Origin of the sequence: Streptosporangium carneum (assembly GCF_027922005.1) — a bacterium.
Lineage (GTDB): Bacteria > Actinomycetota > Actinomycetes > Streptosporangiales > Streptosporangiaceae > Streptosporangium > Streptosporangium carneum.
The window spans coordinates 14,728-32,499 of sequence record NZ_BSEV01000004.1 but is presented as its reverse complement, the minus strand read 5'-3'; the positions used below and the strand labels follow the sequence as shown (position 1 = coordinate 32,499).

At 73.3% G+C, this 17,772-nt stretch carries 19 protein-coding genes; 7 read left to right on the top strand and 12 right to left on the bottom strand.

Annotated elements, in window-relative coordinates; all coding sequences use genetic code 11:
- Window positions 1–21: 21 nt before the first annotated feature.
- Window positions 22–1,143: a glycosyltransferase family 2 protein gene (locus PKF00_RS11675; protein ID WP_271217467.1), complete on the top strand. Its 1,122-nt coding sequence runs from the start codon at window positions 22–24 to the stop codon at window positions 1,141–1,143.
- Between the two features lie 10 nt (window positions 1,144–1,153).
- Here PKF00_RS11675 and PKF00_RS11670 read toward each other — a convergent pair whose 3' ends face one another.
- Window positions 1,154–1,780 carry a glycerol-3-phosphate acyltransferase gene (locus tag PKF00_RS11670; RefSeq protein ID WP_271217466.1) on the bottom strand — a complete coding sequence of 209 codons (627 nt, stop codon included), beginning with the start codon at window positions 1,778–1,780 and terminating at the stop codon, window positions 1,154–1,156.
- Here PKF00_RS11670 and PKF00_RS11665 point away from each other — a divergent pair.
- Window positions 1,743–2,636: a spheroidene monooxygenase gene (locus tag PKF00_RS11665; protein WP_271217465.1), complete on the top strand. Its 894-nt coding sequence runs from the start codon at window positions 1,743–1,745 to the stop codon at window positions 2,634–2,636. The genes PKF00_RS11670 and PKF00_RS11665 overlap by 38 nt on opposite strands.
- Before the next feature lie 32 nt (window positions 2,637–2,668).
- Here the strand turns inward: PKF00_RS11665 and plsX are convergent, their stop codons facing one another.
- The 10 genes from plsX to PKF00_RS11615 form a co-directional block, all read right to left on the bottom strand.
- On the bottom strand, window positions 2,669–3,637 hold the full coding sequence (plsX, locus tag PKF00_RS11660; RefSeq protein ID WP_271217464.1) for a phosphate acyltransferase PlsX: 969 nt from the start codon (window positions 3,635–3,637) through the stop codon (window positions 2,669–2,671).
- 81 nt (window positions 3,638–3,718) lie between these two features.
- On the bottom strand, window positions 3,719–4,645 hold the full coding sequence (locus tag PKF00_RS11655) for a phytoene/squalene synthase family protein (protein WP_271217463.1): 927 nt from the start codon (window positions 4,643–4,645) through the stop codon (window positions 3,719–3,721).
- A complete protein-coding gene (gene crtI, locus PKF00_RS11650) occupies window positions 4,642–6,102 on the bottom strand; it encodes a phytoene desaturase family protein (RefSeq protein ID WP_271217462.1) in 1,461 nt (486 codons plus the stop codon). Before crtI ends, PKF00_RS11655 begins: the two co-directional genes overlap by 4 nt.
- A complete protein-coding gene (locus tag PKF00_RS11645; protein WP_271217461.1) occupies window positions 6,099–7,148 on the bottom strand; it encodes a polyprenyl synthetase family protein in 1,050 nt (349 codons plus the stop codon). The genes crtI and PKF00_RS11645 overlap by 4 nt, the downstream gene beginning before the upstream one ends.
- Before the next feature lie 197 nt (window positions 7,149–7,345).
- Entirely contained in the window at window positions 7,346–8,236 is an 891-nt protein-coding gene (locus tag PKF00_RS11640) for an ABC transporter substrate-binding protein (protein ID WP_271217460.1), read from the bottom strand.
- Between the two features lie 345 nt (window positions 8,237–8,581).
- Complete coding sequence (locus tag PKF00_RS11635; RefSeq protein ID WP_271217459.1) at window positions 8,582–8,995, bottom strand: hypothetical protein; 414 nt, start codon at window positions 8,993–8,995, stop codon at window positions 8,582–8,584.
- Window positions 8,996–9,409: 414 nt separating this feature from the next.
- Complete coding sequence (locus PKF00_RS11630) at window positions 9,410–9,802, bottom strand: hydrogenase maturation nickel metallochaperone HypA/HybF (protein WP_271217458.1); 393 nt, start codon at window positions 9,800–9,802, stop codon at window positions 9,410–9,412.
- Between the two features lie 102 nt (window positions 9,803–9,904).
- Window positions 9,905–10,153 carry a DUF6893 family small protein gene (locus tag PKF00_RS11625; RefSeq protein ID WP_271217457.1) on the bottom strand — a complete coding sequence of 83 codons (249 nt, stop codon included), beginning with the start codon at window positions 10,151–10,153 and terminating at the stop codon, window positions 9,905–9,907.
- Window positions 10,140–10,835: a D-sedoheptulose-7-phosphate isomerase gene (locus PKF00_RS11620; protein ID WP_271217456.1), complete on the bottom strand. Its 696-nt coding sequence runs from the start codon at window positions 10,833–10,835 to the stop codon at window positions 10,140–10,142. The genes PKF00_RS11625 and PKF00_RS11620 overlap by 14 nt, the downstream gene beginning before the upstream one ends.
- On the bottom strand, window positions 10,832–11,452 hold the full coding sequence (locus tag PKF00_RS11615) for a D-sedoheptulose-7-phosphate isomerase (protein WP_271217455.1): 621 nt from the start codon (window positions 11,450–11,452) through the stop codon (window positions 10,832–10,834). The genes PKF00_RS11620 and PKF00_RS11615 overlap by 4 nt, the downstream gene beginning before the upstream one ends.
- Before the next feature lie 231 nt (window positions 11,453–11,683).
- Here PKF00_RS11615 and PKF00_RS11610 point away from each other — a divergent pair, with 231 nt between their 5' ends.
- The 3 genes from PKF00_RS11610 to PKF00_RS11600 all read left to right on the top strand — a co-directional run bounded on the left by PKF00_RS11610 (window position 11,684) and on the right by PKF00_RS11600 (window position 14,911).
- Window positions 11,684–13,255 (top strand): hypothetical protein, encoded by a 1,572-nt coding sequence (locus PKF00_RS11610; RefSeq protein WP_271217454.1) that lies wholly within the window; start codon window positions 11,684–11,686, stop codon window positions 13,253–13,255.
- Between the two features lie 163 nt (window positions 13,256–13,418).
- Complete coding sequence (locus tag PKF00_RS11605; protein WP_271217453.1) at window positions 13,419–14,258, top strand: metallophosphoesterase family protein; 840 nt, start codon at window positions 13,419–13,421, stop codon at window positions 14,256–14,258.
- Window positions 14,255–14,911: a 4'-phosphopantetheinyl transferase family protein gene (locus tag PKF00_RS11600; protein WP_271217452.1), complete on the top strand. Its 657-nt coding sequence runs from the start codon at window positions 14,255–14,257 to the stop codon at window positions 14,909–14,911. The genes PKF00_RS11605 and PKF00_RS11600 overlap by 4 nt, the downstream gene beginning before the upstream one ends.
- A 101-nt stretch (window positions 14,912–15,012) precedes the next feature.
- Here the strand turns inward: PKF00_RS11600 and PKF00_RS11595 are convergent, their stop codons facing one another.
- On the bottom strand, window positions 15,013–16,041 hold the full coding sequence (locus PKF00_RS11595; protein WP_271217451.1) for an alpha/beta hydrolase family protein: 1,029 nt from the start codon (window positions 16,039–16,041) through the stop codon (window positions 15,013–15,015).
- Window positions 16,042–16,154: 113 nt separating this feature from the next.
- Between PKF00_RS11595 and PKF00_RS11590 the strand changes: the two genes are divergently transcribed.
- Together PKF00_RS11590 and PKF00_RS11585 are read left to right on the top strand one after the other, a co-directional pair.
- Window positions 16,155–16,769, top strand: coding sequence for a GNAT family N-acetyltransferase (locus PKF00_RS11590; protein WP_271217450.1), 615 nt, complete (start codon window positions 16,155–16,157; stop codon window positions 16,767–16,769).
- Window positions 16,766–17,713 carry a PaaX family transcriptional regulator C-terminal domain-containing protein gene (locus PKF00_RS11585; RefSeq protein WP_271217449.1) on the top strand — a complete coding sequence of 316 codons (948 nt, stop codon included), beginning with the start codon at window positions 16,766–16,768 and terminating at the stop codon, window positions 17,711–17,713. Before PKF00_RS11590 ends, PKF00_RS11585 begins: the two co-directional genes overlap by 4 nt.
- The last annotated feature ends 59 nt before the right edge of the window (window positions 17,714–17,772 follow it).

The window sequence follows — 17,772 nt, the reverse complement described above, 5'->3', positions numbered from 1 at the left end:
CACCGCCCCCGGGACGGACCGATGAGGCCGCTTCACGTGCTCCAGGCGGCCGCCGCCGTCGCCGTCGCGTCACGGCTGGCCCGCGGACGCGGCAGGCTGCCCCCGCTGAGTCCCGTGAAGGCGGTGAACGCGCGGGTCTCCGTGGTGATCCCGGCCCGCGACGAGGAGAACCGCATCGGCCCCTGCCTGGCGGCGGTGCTCGCGGATCCGGCGGTCACGGAGGTCCTGGTCGTCGACGACGAGTCACGGGACGGCACCGCCCGCCTGGCCTCGGAGCTGGGCGCGAAGGTCGTCGCGGGCGCTCCCCCGCCTCGGGGCTGGGTCGGCAAGCAGTGGGCGCTGCGGCAGGGGGTCAGGGCGGCGGGCGGCGACGTCGTGGTGACCCTCGACGCGGACGCCCGCCCCGCCCCCGGCCTGGTCGGCGCGGTCGCGGCGGCCCTGGACGGCTACGACCTGGTCAGCGTGGGGCCCGCATTCGTGTGCGACGGAGTCGCCGAGCAGGCGCTGCACGCCTCGTTCCTGGCGACGCTGGTCTACCGGTTCGGCCCGATCGGGCCTTCGGCGCCCCCGCCTCCGCACCGCGTCGTGGCCAACGGCCAGTGCATGGCCTTCCGCCGTACGGCGATGCTGGCCGCGGACGGGTTCGCGCGGATCCGCGGGCACATGACGGACGACGTGGCGCTGGCGCGCCTGCTGGCCTCGGACGGCTGGGCGGTCGGCTTCCTCGACGCGAGCGGGCTGCTGGAGGTGGACATGCACGAGTCGGTCGCGGAGGTGTGGCGGGAGTGGGGACGGTCGCTGCCGCTGGGCGACGTCACCGGACCCGGCTGGCAGGCCGCCGACCTGGCGGTCGTCTGGCTCACCACGGCCCTGCCCGTCCTGCGGCTGGCGGCGGGCAGGCCGACCGGGCTCGACCTGGGGCTGCTGGCCGTGCGACTGCTGCTGGCGGGCGCGCTGCGCGGCAGCTACACCAGGCCCGGCCCCGGTGTGCTGCTGTCGCCGCTGCTCGACCCGCTGACGGCTCTGCGACTGACGCAGGCGACACTGCGTCCCGTCCGCAGCTGGCGGGGCCGTACCTATCCGGCGACCGCGGCCTGGAGGAGACCCCGCCCCGGGAGCGCGGGACGGGCGGGCGCGCGGTGAGGGGCCCGGGTCACGACCGGCGCGCGGCCCTGGCGGCGCGCGCCGCTCTGGCGGCCTGCCCGAAGCGCAGACCGATGAGGCACATCAGCGCCCCTGTCCCCGCGACGTGCTCGACCGGCGCGAAGAGCAGCTGCAACAGCGGGAGGCCGAACACCCCCGCCCTGGCCCCGACCGCGAAGGAGCGGCTCAGCAGGGCGGTCACGGTCAGGACCGCGACGCCGAGCAGGAACCCCGGCGGGCAGATGACGGCGAACCCGCCCACGAAGGCGAGAATCGACCGGCCACCCTGGAAGCCGGCGAACACCGGCCAGGCGTGTCCGGCCATCGCGGCGGCCACCGCCAGATACACCGGCACGACGCTGCCCGAGGCCACCACCCCGAACTCCGCGGTGTGCGCGCCGCTGACGGCCAGGGCCAGCAGGCCGGCGAACGTGCCCTTGAGGGTGTCGCCCGCGAAGACCGGCACGGCGGCCCGCCAGCCGAGGCGTTCCCTGACGTTCCAGAAGCCGGGGTTGCGGTCCCCCGTCTCGCGGGGATCGAAGCCGTGCGCCCGCCCGACCCACACCGCGACCGGCACGGATCCGAGAAGGTAGCCGCCGATGACCGCCACGAGCAGCGGGACGAACGAAGAACTCATCGCCTCATTCCACCTCACCAGGTACGCCGGACTGGGAGCCGCGCGTCACATGGCCTTCGACCGGCCGGTGCTCGCGGGCACCCCGGGGCTGTCGTTCTGGCGGCTGCTCGGCTCCGGCCGCGGCACGTCGATGAGTCCGGGCGCGGACCTGCGCCGCTGGGCGCTGTTCGCGGTCTGGCGGCGGGAGAGCGCCCTGGACGACTTCCTGGAGGCCTCGCCGATCGCGGCGCGCTGGCGGGAGGAGGCGCAGGAGCACTGGCAGGTACGGCTGGCGCCGCTGGCCTCGCGCGGCCGGTGGAACGGGATCGAGCCGTTCGGCCTCCGCCCGGTGACGGGCACGGCGGCCTCGGTCACCGGCGGGAACGCCCCGGGGGGCGCCGGAGCGCGGGGAGCGTGCGAGGCGAACCGCGCCGGGAGCGTCCGGGCGGGCGGGACGAACTCCTCGGGGGACACCGGTCCGGGTGGGGAGGGCGACGCCGGGCGCGGTGTGACGCGTGCCGCCGGCGAGCCGGTGGCCGTGCTGACCCGCGCGTCGATCCGGCTGTCCAGGCTCGCGCCGTTCTACCGGTCGGTCCCCCGGGTCGACCGCCTCCTGCGGGAGCGGGACGGCTGCCTGGCGTCCGTCGGCGTCGGCGAGTGGCCGCTGGTCAGGCAGGCCACGTTCTCGTTGTGGCGCGACGCGGACGCGGTGCGGGACTTCGCCTACCGGAGTCAGGCGCACCGCCGGGTGATCGAGCGGACGCGGGCGGAGGACTGGTACTCCGAGGAGCTGTTCGCCCGGTTCGCACCGTACGGCAGCGAGGGAAGCTGGAACGGAACCGACCCTCTCACCCGGGACGACGACCGCCTCCGCTGAGACCCGCCCGGCACAACGACGCCCCCTCGTCATCACGCCGACTCGACCGCGAGATGACTCCTGACCCTGGTGACGACGCCGCCGTCCGCCAGGTCGCGGGCGACCACGCAGGCCCGCGCGATCGTCGGGGCCCTCGAGGAGCCGTGGGCGACGACGACGGTGCCGCCGAGGCCGAGCAGCGCCGCCCCGCCATGGGTCTCCGGGTCGTAACGGCGGGCCACCTCCCGCAGCGCCTCGGGGGCGGCGATCCCCGCCTCCGCCACCAGGGTCAGCGCCGCGCGCACCGAGCCCTCGACGTTCTTGAGCACGACGTTGCCGGTGAAGCCGTCGGTGACGATCACGTCGACCGTCCCCGCCAGCACGTCGTGGCCCTCGACGTTGCCGTGAAAGCGGAAGGGCAGCCCCGGCAGCAGTTCCTCGGCCCTGCGGGTCAGCCGGTTTCCCTTGCCCGGTTCCGCGCCGATCGACAGCAGGCCGACCGAGGGGTCGGTCACGCCGAGCACGAGCTGGGCGTAGGACGCGCCAAGCAGGGCGAACTGGGCGATCATCTCCGGTGTCGGGTCGGAGGTCGCCCCGGCGTCGATCAACACGCTCGCGCCGCCGGTCACCGAGGGCAGGGCGATCGCCAGGGCGGGCCTGAGCACGCCCGGCGCCCTGCCGATGCCGCGGATCGCGCACGAGACGACCGCCCCGGTGGAGCCGGCGGACACGAACGCGGAGGCCGCCCCCTGCCCCACGAGCTCACAGCCGACCCTCATGCTGGAGTCCGCCGAGGCGGCGGCCGCGGCGCCCCGCTCGCTCATCGGGACGATCCGCTCGGCGTGCACCACGTCGATCTCCCCCAGGGCGCCGTGTCGCGCCAGTTCCCCGCGGATCTCTCCGGCGCGGCCGACGAGCACGACCGGGACGCCGTGCTCGCGCCTGGCCGTGACGGCGCCGCCGACCGTCTCCGCGGGCCCGTGGTCTCCGCCCATGGCGTCGACGATCACCGGATCCGCCATCGCGTCCTCCTCGGGAGCGGTGGCCGGCCAGGCCGGGGTACGGCTTCGCCCCGGGACGGGGGCCTCTCCTCAGGGGGCATCTCAGGAAACCCTGCCGCTCACCCGTCGCTCCGCCCTGTCGGCGGCCGAGGCCGCGAGCAGGTGCCGCGCGAAGATGGCCAGCCTGCGGCGCCGGGGCACGGCGACCCTGATTCCCAGGACGTCGTGACGGGCGGCCTCGATCCGGCCGAGGATGCCTCCGTACAGCTCGTAGGCCGCGCGGATGCACGGTCTCGAGGAGGGGGTGAGCAGGTCGACGCCCTCGAGGGCGAGGCGGTAATGGACGCGCGCCCGCTCGATCTCGAAGGCGAGCAGCTCGCGCAGCGCCCGGGTGGGAGCGGGGCGGCCCAGGTCCTCGGTCCGCACCCCGAACCTGTCCAGGTCCTCCAGCGGCAGGTAGACCCGGCCGCGCTCCAGGTCCTCGGCCACGTCACGCAGGAAGTTCGTCAGCTGGAAGGCCAGGCCGAGCTGCCGGGCGGGTTCGCGTGCCCTGTCCGCCATGCCCGGCAGCGGCTCGAGGACGGGCAGCATCATCGTCCCGATGACCGCCGCCGACCCCTCCATGTAGCCGAGCAGGTCGTCGTAGGTGGCGTAGCGGTCGACGGTCAGGTCGGCGCGCATCGAGCGCAGGAAGGCCTCGACGTCGGCGTGGTCGATGCCGAACGAGCGCACGGTCTGCGTGAACGCGGGAAGCACCGGGTCGTCGGTCTGTCCTCCGGCGAGCGCGCAGGCCAGCCGGGATGTCAGGGCGTCGAGCGCGGCCGCCCTGTCCCCGGTCATCGTGAAGGAGTCCACGATCTCGTCGGCGTAGCGGGCGAAGCCGTACAGGGCGTGCACGTGAGGGCGTTTCCAGGCCGGCAGCAGCAGCGTCGCCAGGTAGTAGGAGCGGCCGTGGCGGGCGTTGAGCCTGCGGCAGAGTTCGTAGCTGGCGGTCAGCGTCACCGGGGTGGTCCGGATCGTCGAGGTCATCGGGGGGTCTCCAGGATGCGTTGGGCCGCCAGCCGTCCGGAGATCAGCACCGGCGGCACTCCCACCCCCGGGGCGGTGTGCATGCCCGCGAAGTGCAGGCCGGGGACGCGTCGGGCCATGCCGGCGGGTCTGAACCAGGCCGTCTGGGCGAACCTGTGGTCCAGGGCGAAGGGGGTGCCCGCGGAGTGGCCTCGCCTGTCCCAGGCGGGCGGGTCGACGGTCAGCCGGGGGGCAGCGGTCAGGTCTCCGTAGCCGAGGTCGGCCAGCCTGCCGAGCAGACGGTCCTCCAGCTGCGGGGTGAGGCGGCTCCAGTCGTTGCCGCCCGTGAGGTTGGCGGTCGGTTCCAGCACGGTGAGGGTGGCGTGGCCGTCGGGGGCGGCGGTGGCGTCCGACGCGGGGTAGGTGACCAGCAGGCTGGGGTCGGGCTGCGGCCTGCCCTCGTTCAGGGCGGAGAAGGTCGAGGCCCATCGGCGGCCGAAGTGCAGGGTGTGGTGGGCCTGGCCGGGAAGCCGGCGGTCGAGGCCGAAGTGCAGGACGAGGCAGGACGGCGAGTAGCGGGGACGGCGGAGGCGCCAGTCGCCGGCGCCTCTCGGGAGCAGTCCGGCGTAGGCGCGGGGCAGGTCGCAGGCGACCACGACGTGCCCGGCGACCAGGCGTTCGCCCGTGTCGAGCCTGACCGCGGAGACCCCGCAGGAGTCGGTCTCGACCTTGACGGCCCGTGTGCCGTACCTGATCCGCGCTCCCGCCTTCTCGGCCACGGCCGCCAGTGCCCGGGGAATGGCGTGCATGCCGCCGTGCTCGGGGAAGAAGACGCCGCCGATGGTGTCCATGTGGGCGATCACGGCGTAGATTCCGAGGGCCTGCTGGGGTGAGAGACCCACGTACAGGGCCTGGAAGGTGTGCGCCTTGACCAGCCTGGGATCGGTGAGGTGCGCCCGCACCAGCCGGTCGAGCCGCCGGAAGCCGCCCAGGGCCGCCAGCCGCGCCAGGGTCACGGGCTGGAACAGGCTCCGCAGCCGCGTCATGTCGCGGTCGACGAACGCCGGCCACTCCGCGGCGAACAGCTCGCCGAGCCTGGCCCTGAACCTGCGGTACCTGTCGGCCTCCGCCGCTCCGCACAGCCGCCGCACCTCCTCGGTCATGGCGTCGTGGCCGGGCACGACGTCCAGGTGGGAGCCGTCGTGGTAGCGCAGCCTGTAGTACGGGTCGAGGCGCCGCAGCGGGAGCAGGCTCTCCATCTCGTGCCCCGCGGCGGCGAAGACGTCGGCCAGCACGTCCGGCATGGTCAGCACGGAGGGTCCCGTGTCGAAGCGGTACTCTCCCAGGCTCGCGGTGCCGCAGCAGCCTCCCGGCACGTCCAGGGCCTCGACGAGTGTGACCTCCCGGCCCGCCGCCGCCAGCCTGACCGCCGCCGCCAGGCCGCCGAGCCCCGCCCCGATCACCACGACCGGTCTCACGCGTTCCTCCTCGTCGCCGCGTCCGCGAGTTCGCTCAGCCCCCGTACGGCCTCCGCCGGGACGCCGCCTCCCTCGAGGGCCTCCGTCGCCCGGGACACCAGGTCCGCGATGCGCCTTTCGACCGTGTCGAGCGCCCCGGTGCGGATGATCAGCTCCCTGGCCTCGGCGACGTCCGCCTCGTCGCTGACGTGGTCCAGCAGCGCGGCGCCGTACCCGTCGGCTCGCTCGCGCGCCAGCGCGGTCAGCCACGTGTGTTTGCCCTGCCGCAGGTCGGCCCCGACGGGTTTGCCGGTGGTCGAGGGGTCGCCGAAGACGCCGAGCACGTCGTCACGGAGCTGGAAGGCCTCCCCCAGCGGAAGGGCGTAGGCACTGAGCACGGCGCGCTGCCGCGGGTCTCCGCCCGCGACGGCGTGACCGAGGTGGAGGGGGCGTTCGACGGTGTACTTGCCGGACTTGTAGGTGGAGATGCGCGCGGCCTCCGCGAGGTCGGCCGAGCCCCTGGCCGCGTGGGCGAGGTCGAGGTACTGCCCGCCGACGACCTCCGCCCGCAGCAGGGTGAGCACCTCCAGCGCCTCGGCGAGGCGGGGCCCGGCACGCAGCAGGGCCGCGTCGGCCCAGGTGTAGGCGAGCATGCCGAACAGGGTCGCGGTCGACTCGCCGAACCGTCCGGGGTCTCCGCGCCAGCCCTGCCCGCCGTGGTGCTCGGCGAGCGCGAGGTGAACCGTCGGTCTTCCCCGCCGGGTGTCCGACTCGTCCATCACGTCGTCGAGGATCAGGGCGCACGCGTGCACGAGTTCGACGGCGCAGCCCGCGGCGAGCACGGCCTCGTCGTCGGGCGATCCGCCCGCCGCCCTGTGCCCCCAGTGGACGAAGGAGGGACGCAGCCGTTTGCCGCCCTCGCGGACGAACCCGAGCAGGATCCTCCGCAGCACGTCCAGGTCGTCACCGAGGAAGGCCAGTCCCGACGCCTCCCTCTCAAGGAAGTCGTCCAGGTAGCGGCTCATCCGCTCGCGGAGACGGTCGGCCTCGCGGGTGACGGTGACCATGGGCATCGCTCCTCTGCCTCGACGGAGATACCTTCGCAAACGAGACCGCGTTCGGATGCGCCTGCCGGGCAACGCGTTGAATCAGTCCATGATCAGCACGTTTCGGGCAATCCATCCCCTGCTCTGCCTGCGGGTAAATCAATCCATCGCGCAAGGAGACGTAAAGGCCGCTCAGCGGAACGGAGCCTGCGGCCCCCTCATCCCGTGGCGCCCGTCGCCATCGGGCCCAGCAGCCGCAGCATGGGACTGACGTCGACCGGCCCGTCGGTGTAGCCGTACTCCCGCAGGGCGGCGGCGACCCGTTCCAACCTGGCGGGGTCCAGGGCGGTGGGGTAGCTGCCCAGCGTGACCTGGGCCGCGTCCTGGGGGCTGATCCTCGTGTAGACGGGAAGGATCTTCGTGATCACCCCGCGGTCGCTCGCCGCGACCTCCTGACCGGCGGTGATAGCCCGCTGGAAGGCCGCGACGATCTCGGGGTTGCGCTCGGCGAACGTGGCCGTCGTGCCGTATCCGGCGACGGGGAAACGGTCGGTCGGGCCTGCCATCACGTCGGCGATCCGCTTCGCGCCCTGCCGCCGCACCGCGGTGACGAAGGGCTCGGTCATCCAGGCCACGGCGACGGTGCCCGCCTGCAGCGCCGCGGGCATGTTCGGCAGAGGCATCTCGACCATCTTCACGTCGGCCGCCGTCAGACCGTACGCCTTGAGCGTGACCTCGGTGGTGAGGGTCCCGATGCTCTTGAGGGTGGTCACGGCTATGGTCTGGCCGCGCAGGTCGGCGGGCGTGCGCAGCGTGGAGTCCTTTCTCGTCATGAGCAGGAAGGTCTCCGGAGCCGCCTGGTAGGCGTCCGCGACGTATCTGAGGTCGACCACCCCGCTGTGCTGCGCCGCCAGCGCGGTGACGTGGTTCAGCAGGCAGAACTGCAGATGCCCCGCCTTGAGGTCGGGGATGGCGGCCGCCGAACCCTGGATGATCTCTTTCCTGACCCTCAGCCCCTCGCGCTCGAAGAAGCCGCAGTCCATGGCTATCTCCAACGCCGCCGTGTCGGGGATCGGTATGGAGCCGACGGTGATTTCGGTCGTCTCCACGCGATTCTTCGGCGAGGCGAGCTGTTGCCGGTGATTGGCGCACGCGGCGCCCACCACCTTTCCGGACACTACGGATTCAGGTGAGCCACACGCACTTACCGCCAAAACCGCTGCCATAAACACAAAAAGCAACCGACGCATTTAACTATCCGCCTAACTGGCAAAACCGGTCTAACCCGACCCGTGCGACCGAAAATCCCGAAGGATATTTTCGTGAAACCAGTTGTGCGGAATCATGGTAACGCGGGAGAACATTTCCGAGGAGGGGCGGCCGGGAAAGAGCGAAAGACCCGCCGGTTTTCCTTTCCGCGTTTCCCGGCCCCCTCGGGGGCGGCACGCCCGCGGTCAGCCCGCCTGGTCTCCCGGAGGGATGTGCGGGCTCTCCTCCTCGACGGTTTCCTGCGGCTCGACGCCGGTGGCGCTCTTGGGACCGGAGGTGCCGTAGGGGCGCCCCGTCCCGTCGTCGACGCCCTCCGTTCTCCTGCCCTCCTCACCCTCCTTCTGCGCGATCTCCTCGGCGCTCCTGGCCGAGCTGACGCCGACGCCGAGGGGCCCCTCCGGCTCGGTTTCCGTCGAGGAGACCCCCTGACGCTCCGCCTCGGACGGCTCACGCCCCGGCGCCCTGCCCTCCGGCGGCGAGCCGAAGGCCCGGTCACCCGACTCGGACACCTCCTCGCTCGCGCGTCCCACGTCGGGAGAGTAACCGTGCTCCGCTCCCTCGAAGCGGACCGTGTCCTCGGACTCCCTCTGCTCCTTCATGTCCAACACCCCCGTTGGATCTCGGGTCGTCGGCGGATCCGCGCGGGAAGACGCCGACCGGCGGGCCGGCGGCTCGGGCGCCGCCGAAGGCGGTCTTCGGCGAGACCGGCCCGGAGGATCCTCACCGATCCGCCCGGCGGCGGCGCGGGGACAGACGGGTCACGGACGGACCGCGCGGCCTCAACGGACCGCCGGGCGGCCACCGCGACCGTCCGGCCCTCGCGGGCGGCACGGGGCGAATCAATTCCCAACAGCTCACATGCCCCGCGTACGGCAAGACATACCGCGATCGTCTTTTCTCGGGGCACGACCGGCCCCGACGACGTCTCGGCGATCCCGCCGACGATCGCCGGCGGTCCGCGTCAGGCGGTCGGGCCCGGCCGGGTCCGGCCGCCGACGCGGGCGGCGGCCGGGTCAGGAGGGCCCGGCGGGACCTCCGCGATCTCGCCGCGCGCCTCCGGCCGCGCGGGCCGCCTCCGCCAGCTGGATGGACTCGAGGACGAGATCGTCGCCGCCCTCCGTCACGACGTCGGTGCCACCGCACTCGGGACAGGTGACAAGGGGGACGACCGACGCGGCCGTCTGGCCGCAGGAAAGGCAGATGAGCTGCACGGGGACGATGACCAGCTCCACCTGCGCCCCCTCGGCGGGCGAGCCGTCCGCCACCTTGGCGAACGCGTGGTTGATCGCCGGCTCCGTGATGCGGAGCAGGGCGCCCGCGTGCACCCGCGCCCACCGCACCCTCCTGCCGTCGGCGCGGTTCTCCACCTCGGCGAGAATCGCCTCCGCGATCCCGAGTTCATGCATGACTGACGTCACCTCGTTCGATGTCTCGATGTGATGTTCCAGGCCGTGCGCCGCGCCCTGTGCGGAGAGTCCCGCGAGAAGACGTCCGCGGAGCCGGAGCCGTCACATCTCCCTGATCCTCAGATAGCGCCTGACGTCGGGGAGAACCTGGTAGACCACCACTCCCGCCCCTATCACCAGCGCCGCCACGAGCAGCCGTCTCAGCGCGCCCGCTCCTCTTCGCGGCCTGCGGCGGGTCCCGTCGCGATCCGTCGCGCCGCCGCTCCGGCGGCCGGCTCCGGCGCGGAGACCACGGCCCCGGCCTCGGGCGCGGTCGGCCCCGGCCGGGGCGCCGCCCTCAGCCGGCGTCATGGACCTGCGGGGCGGGCACCGCCCCGAGCGCGTGCTGGGTCAGCTCCCACAGCACGTGGTAGAGCGTCGTCTGAGCCTCCTGGATGCGGTGCACCGACGACGAGGGGATGACGAACAGGTAGTCGAGCAGGCCGAGGCCCGCCAGTTTGCCCCCCTGGTCACCGGCCAGGCCGATGGTGAGCATGCCCCTGCGCGAGGCCTCCTCGAAGGCCTGCAGGACGTTGAAGGAGCCCCCGCTCGTCGACAGGCCGACGGCGATGTCTCCGCGACGTCCCAGCGCGGCCAGCTGGCGCGCGAAGACGACGTCGAACCCCACGTCGTTGGAGAGCGCGGTGACCACGGCGACGTCGCCGGTCAGGGAGAGAGCCGGCAGGGACAGGCCGTAGGCGGGGTACAGGAAGGTCGTCGCGACCTCCTGCGCGTCGGTGCTGCTGCCGCCGTTGCCGAAGGCGAACAGCCTGCCGCCGGAGGCGAACCGGATGGCCATCTCCTGCGCGCACTCCGCGAGCTCGTCGCCCGCCATCTCGGCCACCTGCCAGCGCAGCCGCACGATCTCGGCCGCCTTCTCCTCGGTCGACCGGCGGGCCTCCGCCAGCACCGAGCCGAGGTCCGCCTGCCCCGGGTAGAGGAAGGAGGGAAACCCGCACGCTCCCCCGCCCCGAGGCTCCTCGAGCATGCTCATCCGGCCCCCCCGTCGCCGATCAGGCCTGGCTGCTCGAAGAGCACGTGGACCAGCTCCCACACGACGTGGTACATGGTCACGTGGATCTCCTTGACCACGGCGGGATCGTCGGAGTCGGCGACCAGGATGTGGTCGGCCGCCCGGTCGCGCATGATGGCCCCGCCCCCGCCTCCGACCAGCGCGAGGGTGAACAGGCCCAGTTCCCTCGCGGCCTCCAGGGCACGCAGGACGTTCTCGCACCGGCCGTCACGGGAGATCCCCAGCGCCATGTCCGCCGGATCCGCCCACCGGCGCACCTGGTGGGCGAAGGCCTCCGCGAACCCCTCGCGACTGCTCAGCCCGGTGACCGTCGCCGAGTCGTTGCTCAGCGCCAGCGCGGGCAGCGCCTCCTTCCCGACGATGACCGGATGCATGAACTCGACGGCGATGTGGGCCGCGTCGGCGCCGCCGCCGCCGTTGCCGAAGACGATCAGTTTTCCGCCCCGGCGGAAGCGGGCCGCCATCTCGCGGCACGCGAGCGCGATGCGCTCGGAGTTCGCGGCGAGGGCCCGACCGGCGCGGTCACGTTTGAGGAAGGCCTCGCCGACCGTCGGGTGCATGGTCGATGTCAGTGGCATATGCGAACACTCCGTTATCTACGGTAGTTGTCAGGCTACGTTGCGTGTTCGAAGAGCCGACACCTCCGGGGCCGCAAGCCGCAGTAAAGGTCTGATCATGGGCGCACCCCTCCCCCGCGCCGCCCGCACCGCCGGTCGCCCCCGGGAATCCGGGACAGAAATGCATATATACCCCCTAATCAGGTAGGTATTATTGACAATAGGGAACTCGCCTGATCGGGTAATGGTGTGATGGGGAACGAATCGGCAGTCCATCAGGAACGGGTCCACCTCCGGCGCGAGAGGCGGGACCGGTCCCTCGACGGGCCCGGCGAGGACCCGGCGATCCTGGCCGGCGCGGCCGAGGCGGTCATGAAGTCGGCGCCCGAGACCGCCGTCTGCTGGCTGCGGGCCGCGCTGAGCGCGTTCCCGCCGGAGCGCCGCGGCGATGCCGGCCACATCTCACTGCTGGACGTGCTGAGCCGCGCGCTCGCACTGGCCGGACGGCTCGAGGAGAGCCGGGCCCTGCTCCGCGAGATCACCGGGCACGCCTTCCGGATGCCGGACGCCGTACGGACGTCCGCGGTCGTGCGGCACGCCCGCATCGAGTGCGCCCTGGGAAACCACGGCGCGGCCCGGACGCTCCTCGGCGCGGAGCTGACGCGACTGGACGGGACCCCGTCCGGCCCGGCCGCCGCGCTCGTCGTCGGACACGGGATCGCAAGTGTGCTCGACGGGCGGGACGTCGAGCTCCCGAGGCTGGAGACCGCCCTGCGGCTGGCGCGCGAGAACGGCGACGCGATCACGGAGGCGGGCGTTCTGGCGCTGCTCGGCCTGCGCGACGCCCTGGCGGGCAGGGCCGAGACGGCTCGGGACTCCCTGACGGAGAGCGCCATGATCATGGACAGGCCGCCGGAGACGGAACCCGCCGCCCTCGCGGAGTGCCTCGGCGTCCTGGGCTGGGGCGAGACCCTGGCCGGCAGGTTCACCGAGGCGGAACGGCACCTGAGACTGGGGTTGTCCGTCGCAGGCAGGGGCGAGTTCTCCTACGCGGAACCCGTCCTGCTGGTCGCGCTGAGCCACCTCCACCTGCAGGTCGGGACGGTCACGGAGGCCGGACGCCTGGCCGCGGAGGCACGTAGGCTCCTCGGGCGGACGGCGAGGGGCCCCATCGCGGATCTGACGCGGGCGCTGTGGTCGCAGTGCCAGGCCCTGACGGGCGAGCGGACCTCGGCGCGGGGGGCGGGCCAGGCGGAGCGGGCCGTCGCCCCGTCCCGCGCGGGCGCTCTCTACCTGAGCGTCGGCGGGCTGGCCCCGCTGGAGGCCGCCGTGCGCCTGTCCGGCGACCCCGGGCCCTGCCTCGCCCTGCTGCTCGACGCGGGCGGCGGAGCCGGGCTGCCCGCCGTTCCCGCCTCGCTGCGACCGCTGTGGTACGAGTTGCTCGCCTGCGCGGCGGCGGACGCGGGCGACCCTCGCGCGTCCGACTGGGCCGAGCGGGCCCGGAACGCGCCGGGGGCGGTGTTCCAGGACGCCCACGCGGTGGCCGCGCGGGCGCACGCGCTCAGAGCCTGCGGCGACCACCCGGCGGCGGTCGGGCTCTACCGCCGGGCCGCGGACCTGTTCCGCCACTCGGGCTTCGGCAACAGGCAGGCCTGGGCGCTGCTGTCGGCGGCGTCCTGCGCCGCGACGGCGGGACGCGTGGAGGAGACGGATATGTTGATCATGCTCACCCAGGACGTCGCGCGCCAGTCGGGGGCGGCCGGCATCGGACGCCGGGCCGGGGAACTGCGCCTCACGACGCCCGTGAGCTCGCGCTCTTGGTGATCGCGGACATTCCCGGTTATCTTCCTGCCATCGGGTGGGCGGGGACGGAGGCCGGAACGCCGCACGACGGGGAGCCAGGAGAACGGGTCCTCGCGACGGCGGATCACGGCCATCGGGCCGTCACGGCCCGGACGACTCCCGAACCACCGAGGGCGGTGCACGCATGACCTCGCTGCTGGCCATCAGCGACCTGCACATCGGCTACCAGGAGAACCGACGGATCGTCGAGGAGCTGCGACCCGAGTCGGCCTCCGACTGGCTGCTGGTCGCGGGGGACGTCTCCGAGGCGGTCGCCGACGTCGAGTGGGCGCTGCGCCTGCTGTCGGAGCGCTTCGCGAAGGTGGTGTGGGCGCCGGGGAACCACGAGCTGTGGACCCATCCCAGCGACCCGGTCCAGCTGCGCGGCGAGGAACGCTACCGGCACCTGGTGAAGATCTGCCGGGACCTCGGAGTGGCGACCCCCGAGGACCCCTATCCGGTCTGGGACGGCCCCGGCGGCCCGGTGACCGTCGCCCCGCTGTTCGTGCTGTACGACTACACCTTCCGCGTGCCGGGCGTCGAGACGGAGGAGGAGGCGCTCGCCCTGGCGTACGAGAAGGGGGTGGTGTGCACCGACGAGATGTTCCTCCATCCCGACCCGCACCCTTCCCGCTCGGCCTGGTGCCGGGCCAGGATCGCCGAGACCGAGCGCAGGCTGGCGGCCCGGCCCGAGGGCGTGCCCACGGTGCTCGTCAACCACTACCCGCTGGTCCGCGAGCCGACCCTGATCCTCAGGCATCCGGAGTTCGCGATCTGGTGCGGCACGGAACGGACCGCGGACTGGCACCTGCGTTTCGAGGCGGCCGCGGTCGTCTACGGCCACCTGCACATCCCCAGGACCACCTGGCACGACGGCGTGCGCTTCGAGGAGGTCTCCCTGGGCTACCCCCGCGAGTGGCGGCCCCGCCCGACCCCGCCGGGCAGGCCGCGCCGGATCCTTCCCCACCCCGGGAACGCCTCGTGATCGACAGGATCCTGCCCTCCTGGGTGGCGAGCGCGGAGGCGTTCCACGACCCGCAGGACGTCGCGCTCTTCCCCGAGGAGGAGGCGGTCATCGCCCGCGCGGTGGACAAGCGGCGGCGCGAGTTCACCACCGCCCGCCACTGCGCCCGGCAGGCCCTGGCCAGGCTCGGGCTCCCTGCGGCGCCGATCCTGCCCGGCGAGCGCGGCGCGCCCGGCTGGCCGAGCGGGGTGAGGGGGGCCATCACCCACTGCGCCGGATACCGCGCCGCCGCCGTCTCGCTGGAGGCCCTGACCGTCGGCATCGACGCCGAGCCCCACGAGCCGCTCCCCGACGGGGTCCTGCCCGCCGTCTCCCTGCCCCAGGAGCGGGCCGAGCTGGAGAGGCTCGGCGAAGGCGTCCACTGGGACCGGCTGCTGTTCAGCGCCAAGGAGAGCGTCTACAAGGCCTGGTTCCCGCTCGCCCTGCGCTGGCTCGACTTCGCCGAGGCCCACGTCACCTTCGATCCCTCGGGCGTCTTCACCGCCCGTCTCCTCGTCGAGGGGCCGCTGGTCGAGGGACGGAGGCTGACGGGTTTCACCGGCCGGTGGCTGGTGGCCGACGGCCTGGCGGTGACGGCCATCGCGATGCCGGGAGGGTCGCGTCCCGCCGGGTGACCTCCCCCGGCGGGACGAGGGCGCCTCGCCGCGCCCTCCGATCCCGGCCGACGCGACTCCCGGCCGACGCGACGGGAGTCGGGGCTCCCTGACGAACGTCCCTATCCGGTCCGCTCACGGAGGAACGCGGCCTGCCCGGCGAGGAAGCCGTCGGGGAACAGCGCCCGGGGCGCGAAAAGGCCGGTGAGCGTCGTCATGACCTCGGACTCGGCGACCTCCCGGCGCAGCATCGAGTGGACGGCGCCCGGGTAGCGGACGACCTTCAGGGGGGCGGGGCTCGCACGGTAGACCGCCTCGGTCTCCGCGACGTCGACGTTCAGGTCGTGGCCCGCCAGGATCAGCAGGGTGGGAACCCTCGCCCTGGACAGGTCCTCCGTCGCGTCCGCCCTGTGGTTGCGCGCGATGAAACCCCATCGGGCGGCGGTCATGTCGCCCGTGTCCGCCACCGTTTTGTGGTACTCCTCGAAGGTCGCCCCCGCCCTGAGCAGGCGGAGAGTCGTCTCTCTGCGCTCCAGCGCCGCCTTGACGGCGGCCGGCGGGGCCCCCTCTGCGCGGAGCTCGGCGAGGAGGTTGTAACGCCCCTGCCTGAGCCAGTTGATCGCGGGTGAGACCGCGATGACGAACCTCAGGTCCGGGGTGCGGGCGGCGACCTTCGGCATCACCCAGCCCGCCTGGCTGCCCCCCCACAGCCCCATCCGCCGGGGGTCGATGTCGGCCCTGGTCCTGGCCCACGCGAGGGCGGCCGTGACCTCGTCGGCCCTGTCCTCCATGCTCTGGGCGAGCCAGTCTCCCCCCGACCCCGCGACTCCGGGCTTGTTCCATGACAGGGAGGCGTAGCCGGACCTGGCGAACGCCTCCCACATCGGACGGTAGAAACCGTCGTGGGTCGCGTCGATCGGCTTGTCGCCGTGCACGAAGACGACCAGCCCGTACGGCCCGCGTCCCGAAGTCGGCAGGGCGAGGACGCCGTCGAGCCGCTGCCTGCCGTTGGGGATCGTGACCCGTTCCTCCCTGAGGTCGTAGGTGTGCTGCCAGACCACCGCGCCGGTTGCCGCGACCGCCGCCAGAAGAAGGGCGGAGAGCGCCGTCAGGAGCCTCCGCAGGCCGCGGGATCTCTTCGGGCGGCTCACCACGCGAGCTCCCGCGATTCGGTCCCGAAGTCGTGATTCGTCATGTCTGCTCCGGATTTGCGATCAGGGTGAAAACTATCGTTTCTCCAACGATCGTACTATGATCGATAGATATGAGAGCGAGTAAGGCTGTGGAGATTCGGCGGGGATTGCCCGCCGGAGCCGGGCGGCGGGCGGCGGAGCTGTACTGGGAGGCGTTCGGCCGCAAGCTCGGCCCCGCGCTCGGCCCGAGGGAGAGAGGCGTCGCGTTCGTCGCGGCGCACCTGAACCATGACAGGGCGGTCACGGCGCTCGCGGGCGGGCGGTTGGTCGGGGTCGCGGGATACCGGCACGGTGGGCGGGCGCTCGTCGGCGGATCGCCCGCCGACGTGCTGAACGCCTACGGATGGCTCGCGGGCCTGCCGCGCCTGGCGCTGCTCGCCCTGCTCGAACGCGAGGAGAGCGCGCGGGAGCTGGTCATGGACGGGATAGCCGTCGATCCGGCGTCGCGTGGCATGGGCGTCGGCGGCCTGCTGCTCGAGGAGGTCTCCGCCGTCGCGGCCGACCTCGGCTGTCTGCGGGTGCGGCTCGACGTCGTCGACACCAACCCGCGCGCCAGGGCGCTGTACGAACGGCGCGGCTTCCGGGCGACCGGCACCGAGCGGACGCCCTTCCTGCGGGAGCTGATGGGCTTCGGCGCGGTGACGAGGATGTCCCGGCCCGTCACCGCCGGGGAGGGCGGACGATGAGCCCTCCGGTCGCAGGCGGCTCGACCACCGGCGAAAGGCGGAGCGCGGTGCCGGAGCGGGAGGACGGTGCGCCGGTGGGCGGGGAGGCCGTCGAGATCTCCACGCGGACGCTCGTCCACGGGATGGTCCGGGAGGACGCCACCGTCGACGCGGGCGAGCTGTACGCGGTCGCGAACGCCCTGGGAATGAGCGACCAGCAGGTCCGCCTGTGCGTCAAACGGCTCGTCGGGGAGGGCAGCTTCTCCCAGGAGGGCAGGGGCCGCAAGGCCCTGCTGCGGGTCACCGCGGACGCGTGGCTGTCGTTCACCCCCGCCGTCGAGTTCGTCAGGCACGCCTTCCGTCAGGACCGCGGCCTGGCTCCGTGGGACGGCTCCTGGCACCTCGTCGCCTTCGCCGTCCCCGAGTCCGCCAGGGCGGCGCGCGACTCACTGCGCGAGACGATCCTGCGGCTCGGCGGGGCACCGCTGCAGGGCGGCCTGTACGTCTCGGCCAACGCCTGGGAGGACCTCGTCGAGGCCAGGGCCAGGCAGCTGGACGTCGCGGACGGCGTCACCTACGTCGTCAGCCCGCACCTGCGGGTCGGCGGCGAGAGCGACCCGCACGCGCTGGCCGCGTCGCTGTGGCCGCTGGAGGAGATCGCCGAGCGTCACAGGCGCCTCGTCGCCGTCTCCAGAGCCCGCCTGGCGCGTCTCCAGGGCCCCGGTGATCTGTCCCGGACGGAGCGGCTCACCATCGAGATCGAGCTCGCCTCCGAGTTCACGCGGGCCATGGACCCCGATCCGCTGCTGCCCGCCGAGCTGCTCCCCCGCCCCTGGCCGGGCGCGGAGGCCCGCGACGTCCTCGCCCGGTGCTGGTCGCACCTGCTACGCAGGGACGACGACGCCTCACCGACCCTGCTGTTCCGCCTCTACGCCGACGTCGTCCGCGAGGTCGTGCTTCCCTGACCTGTCGCCGACGCCCCCTGCCGTCCCGCGCCCACCGCCGGAAACGCCCCGGAATCCCG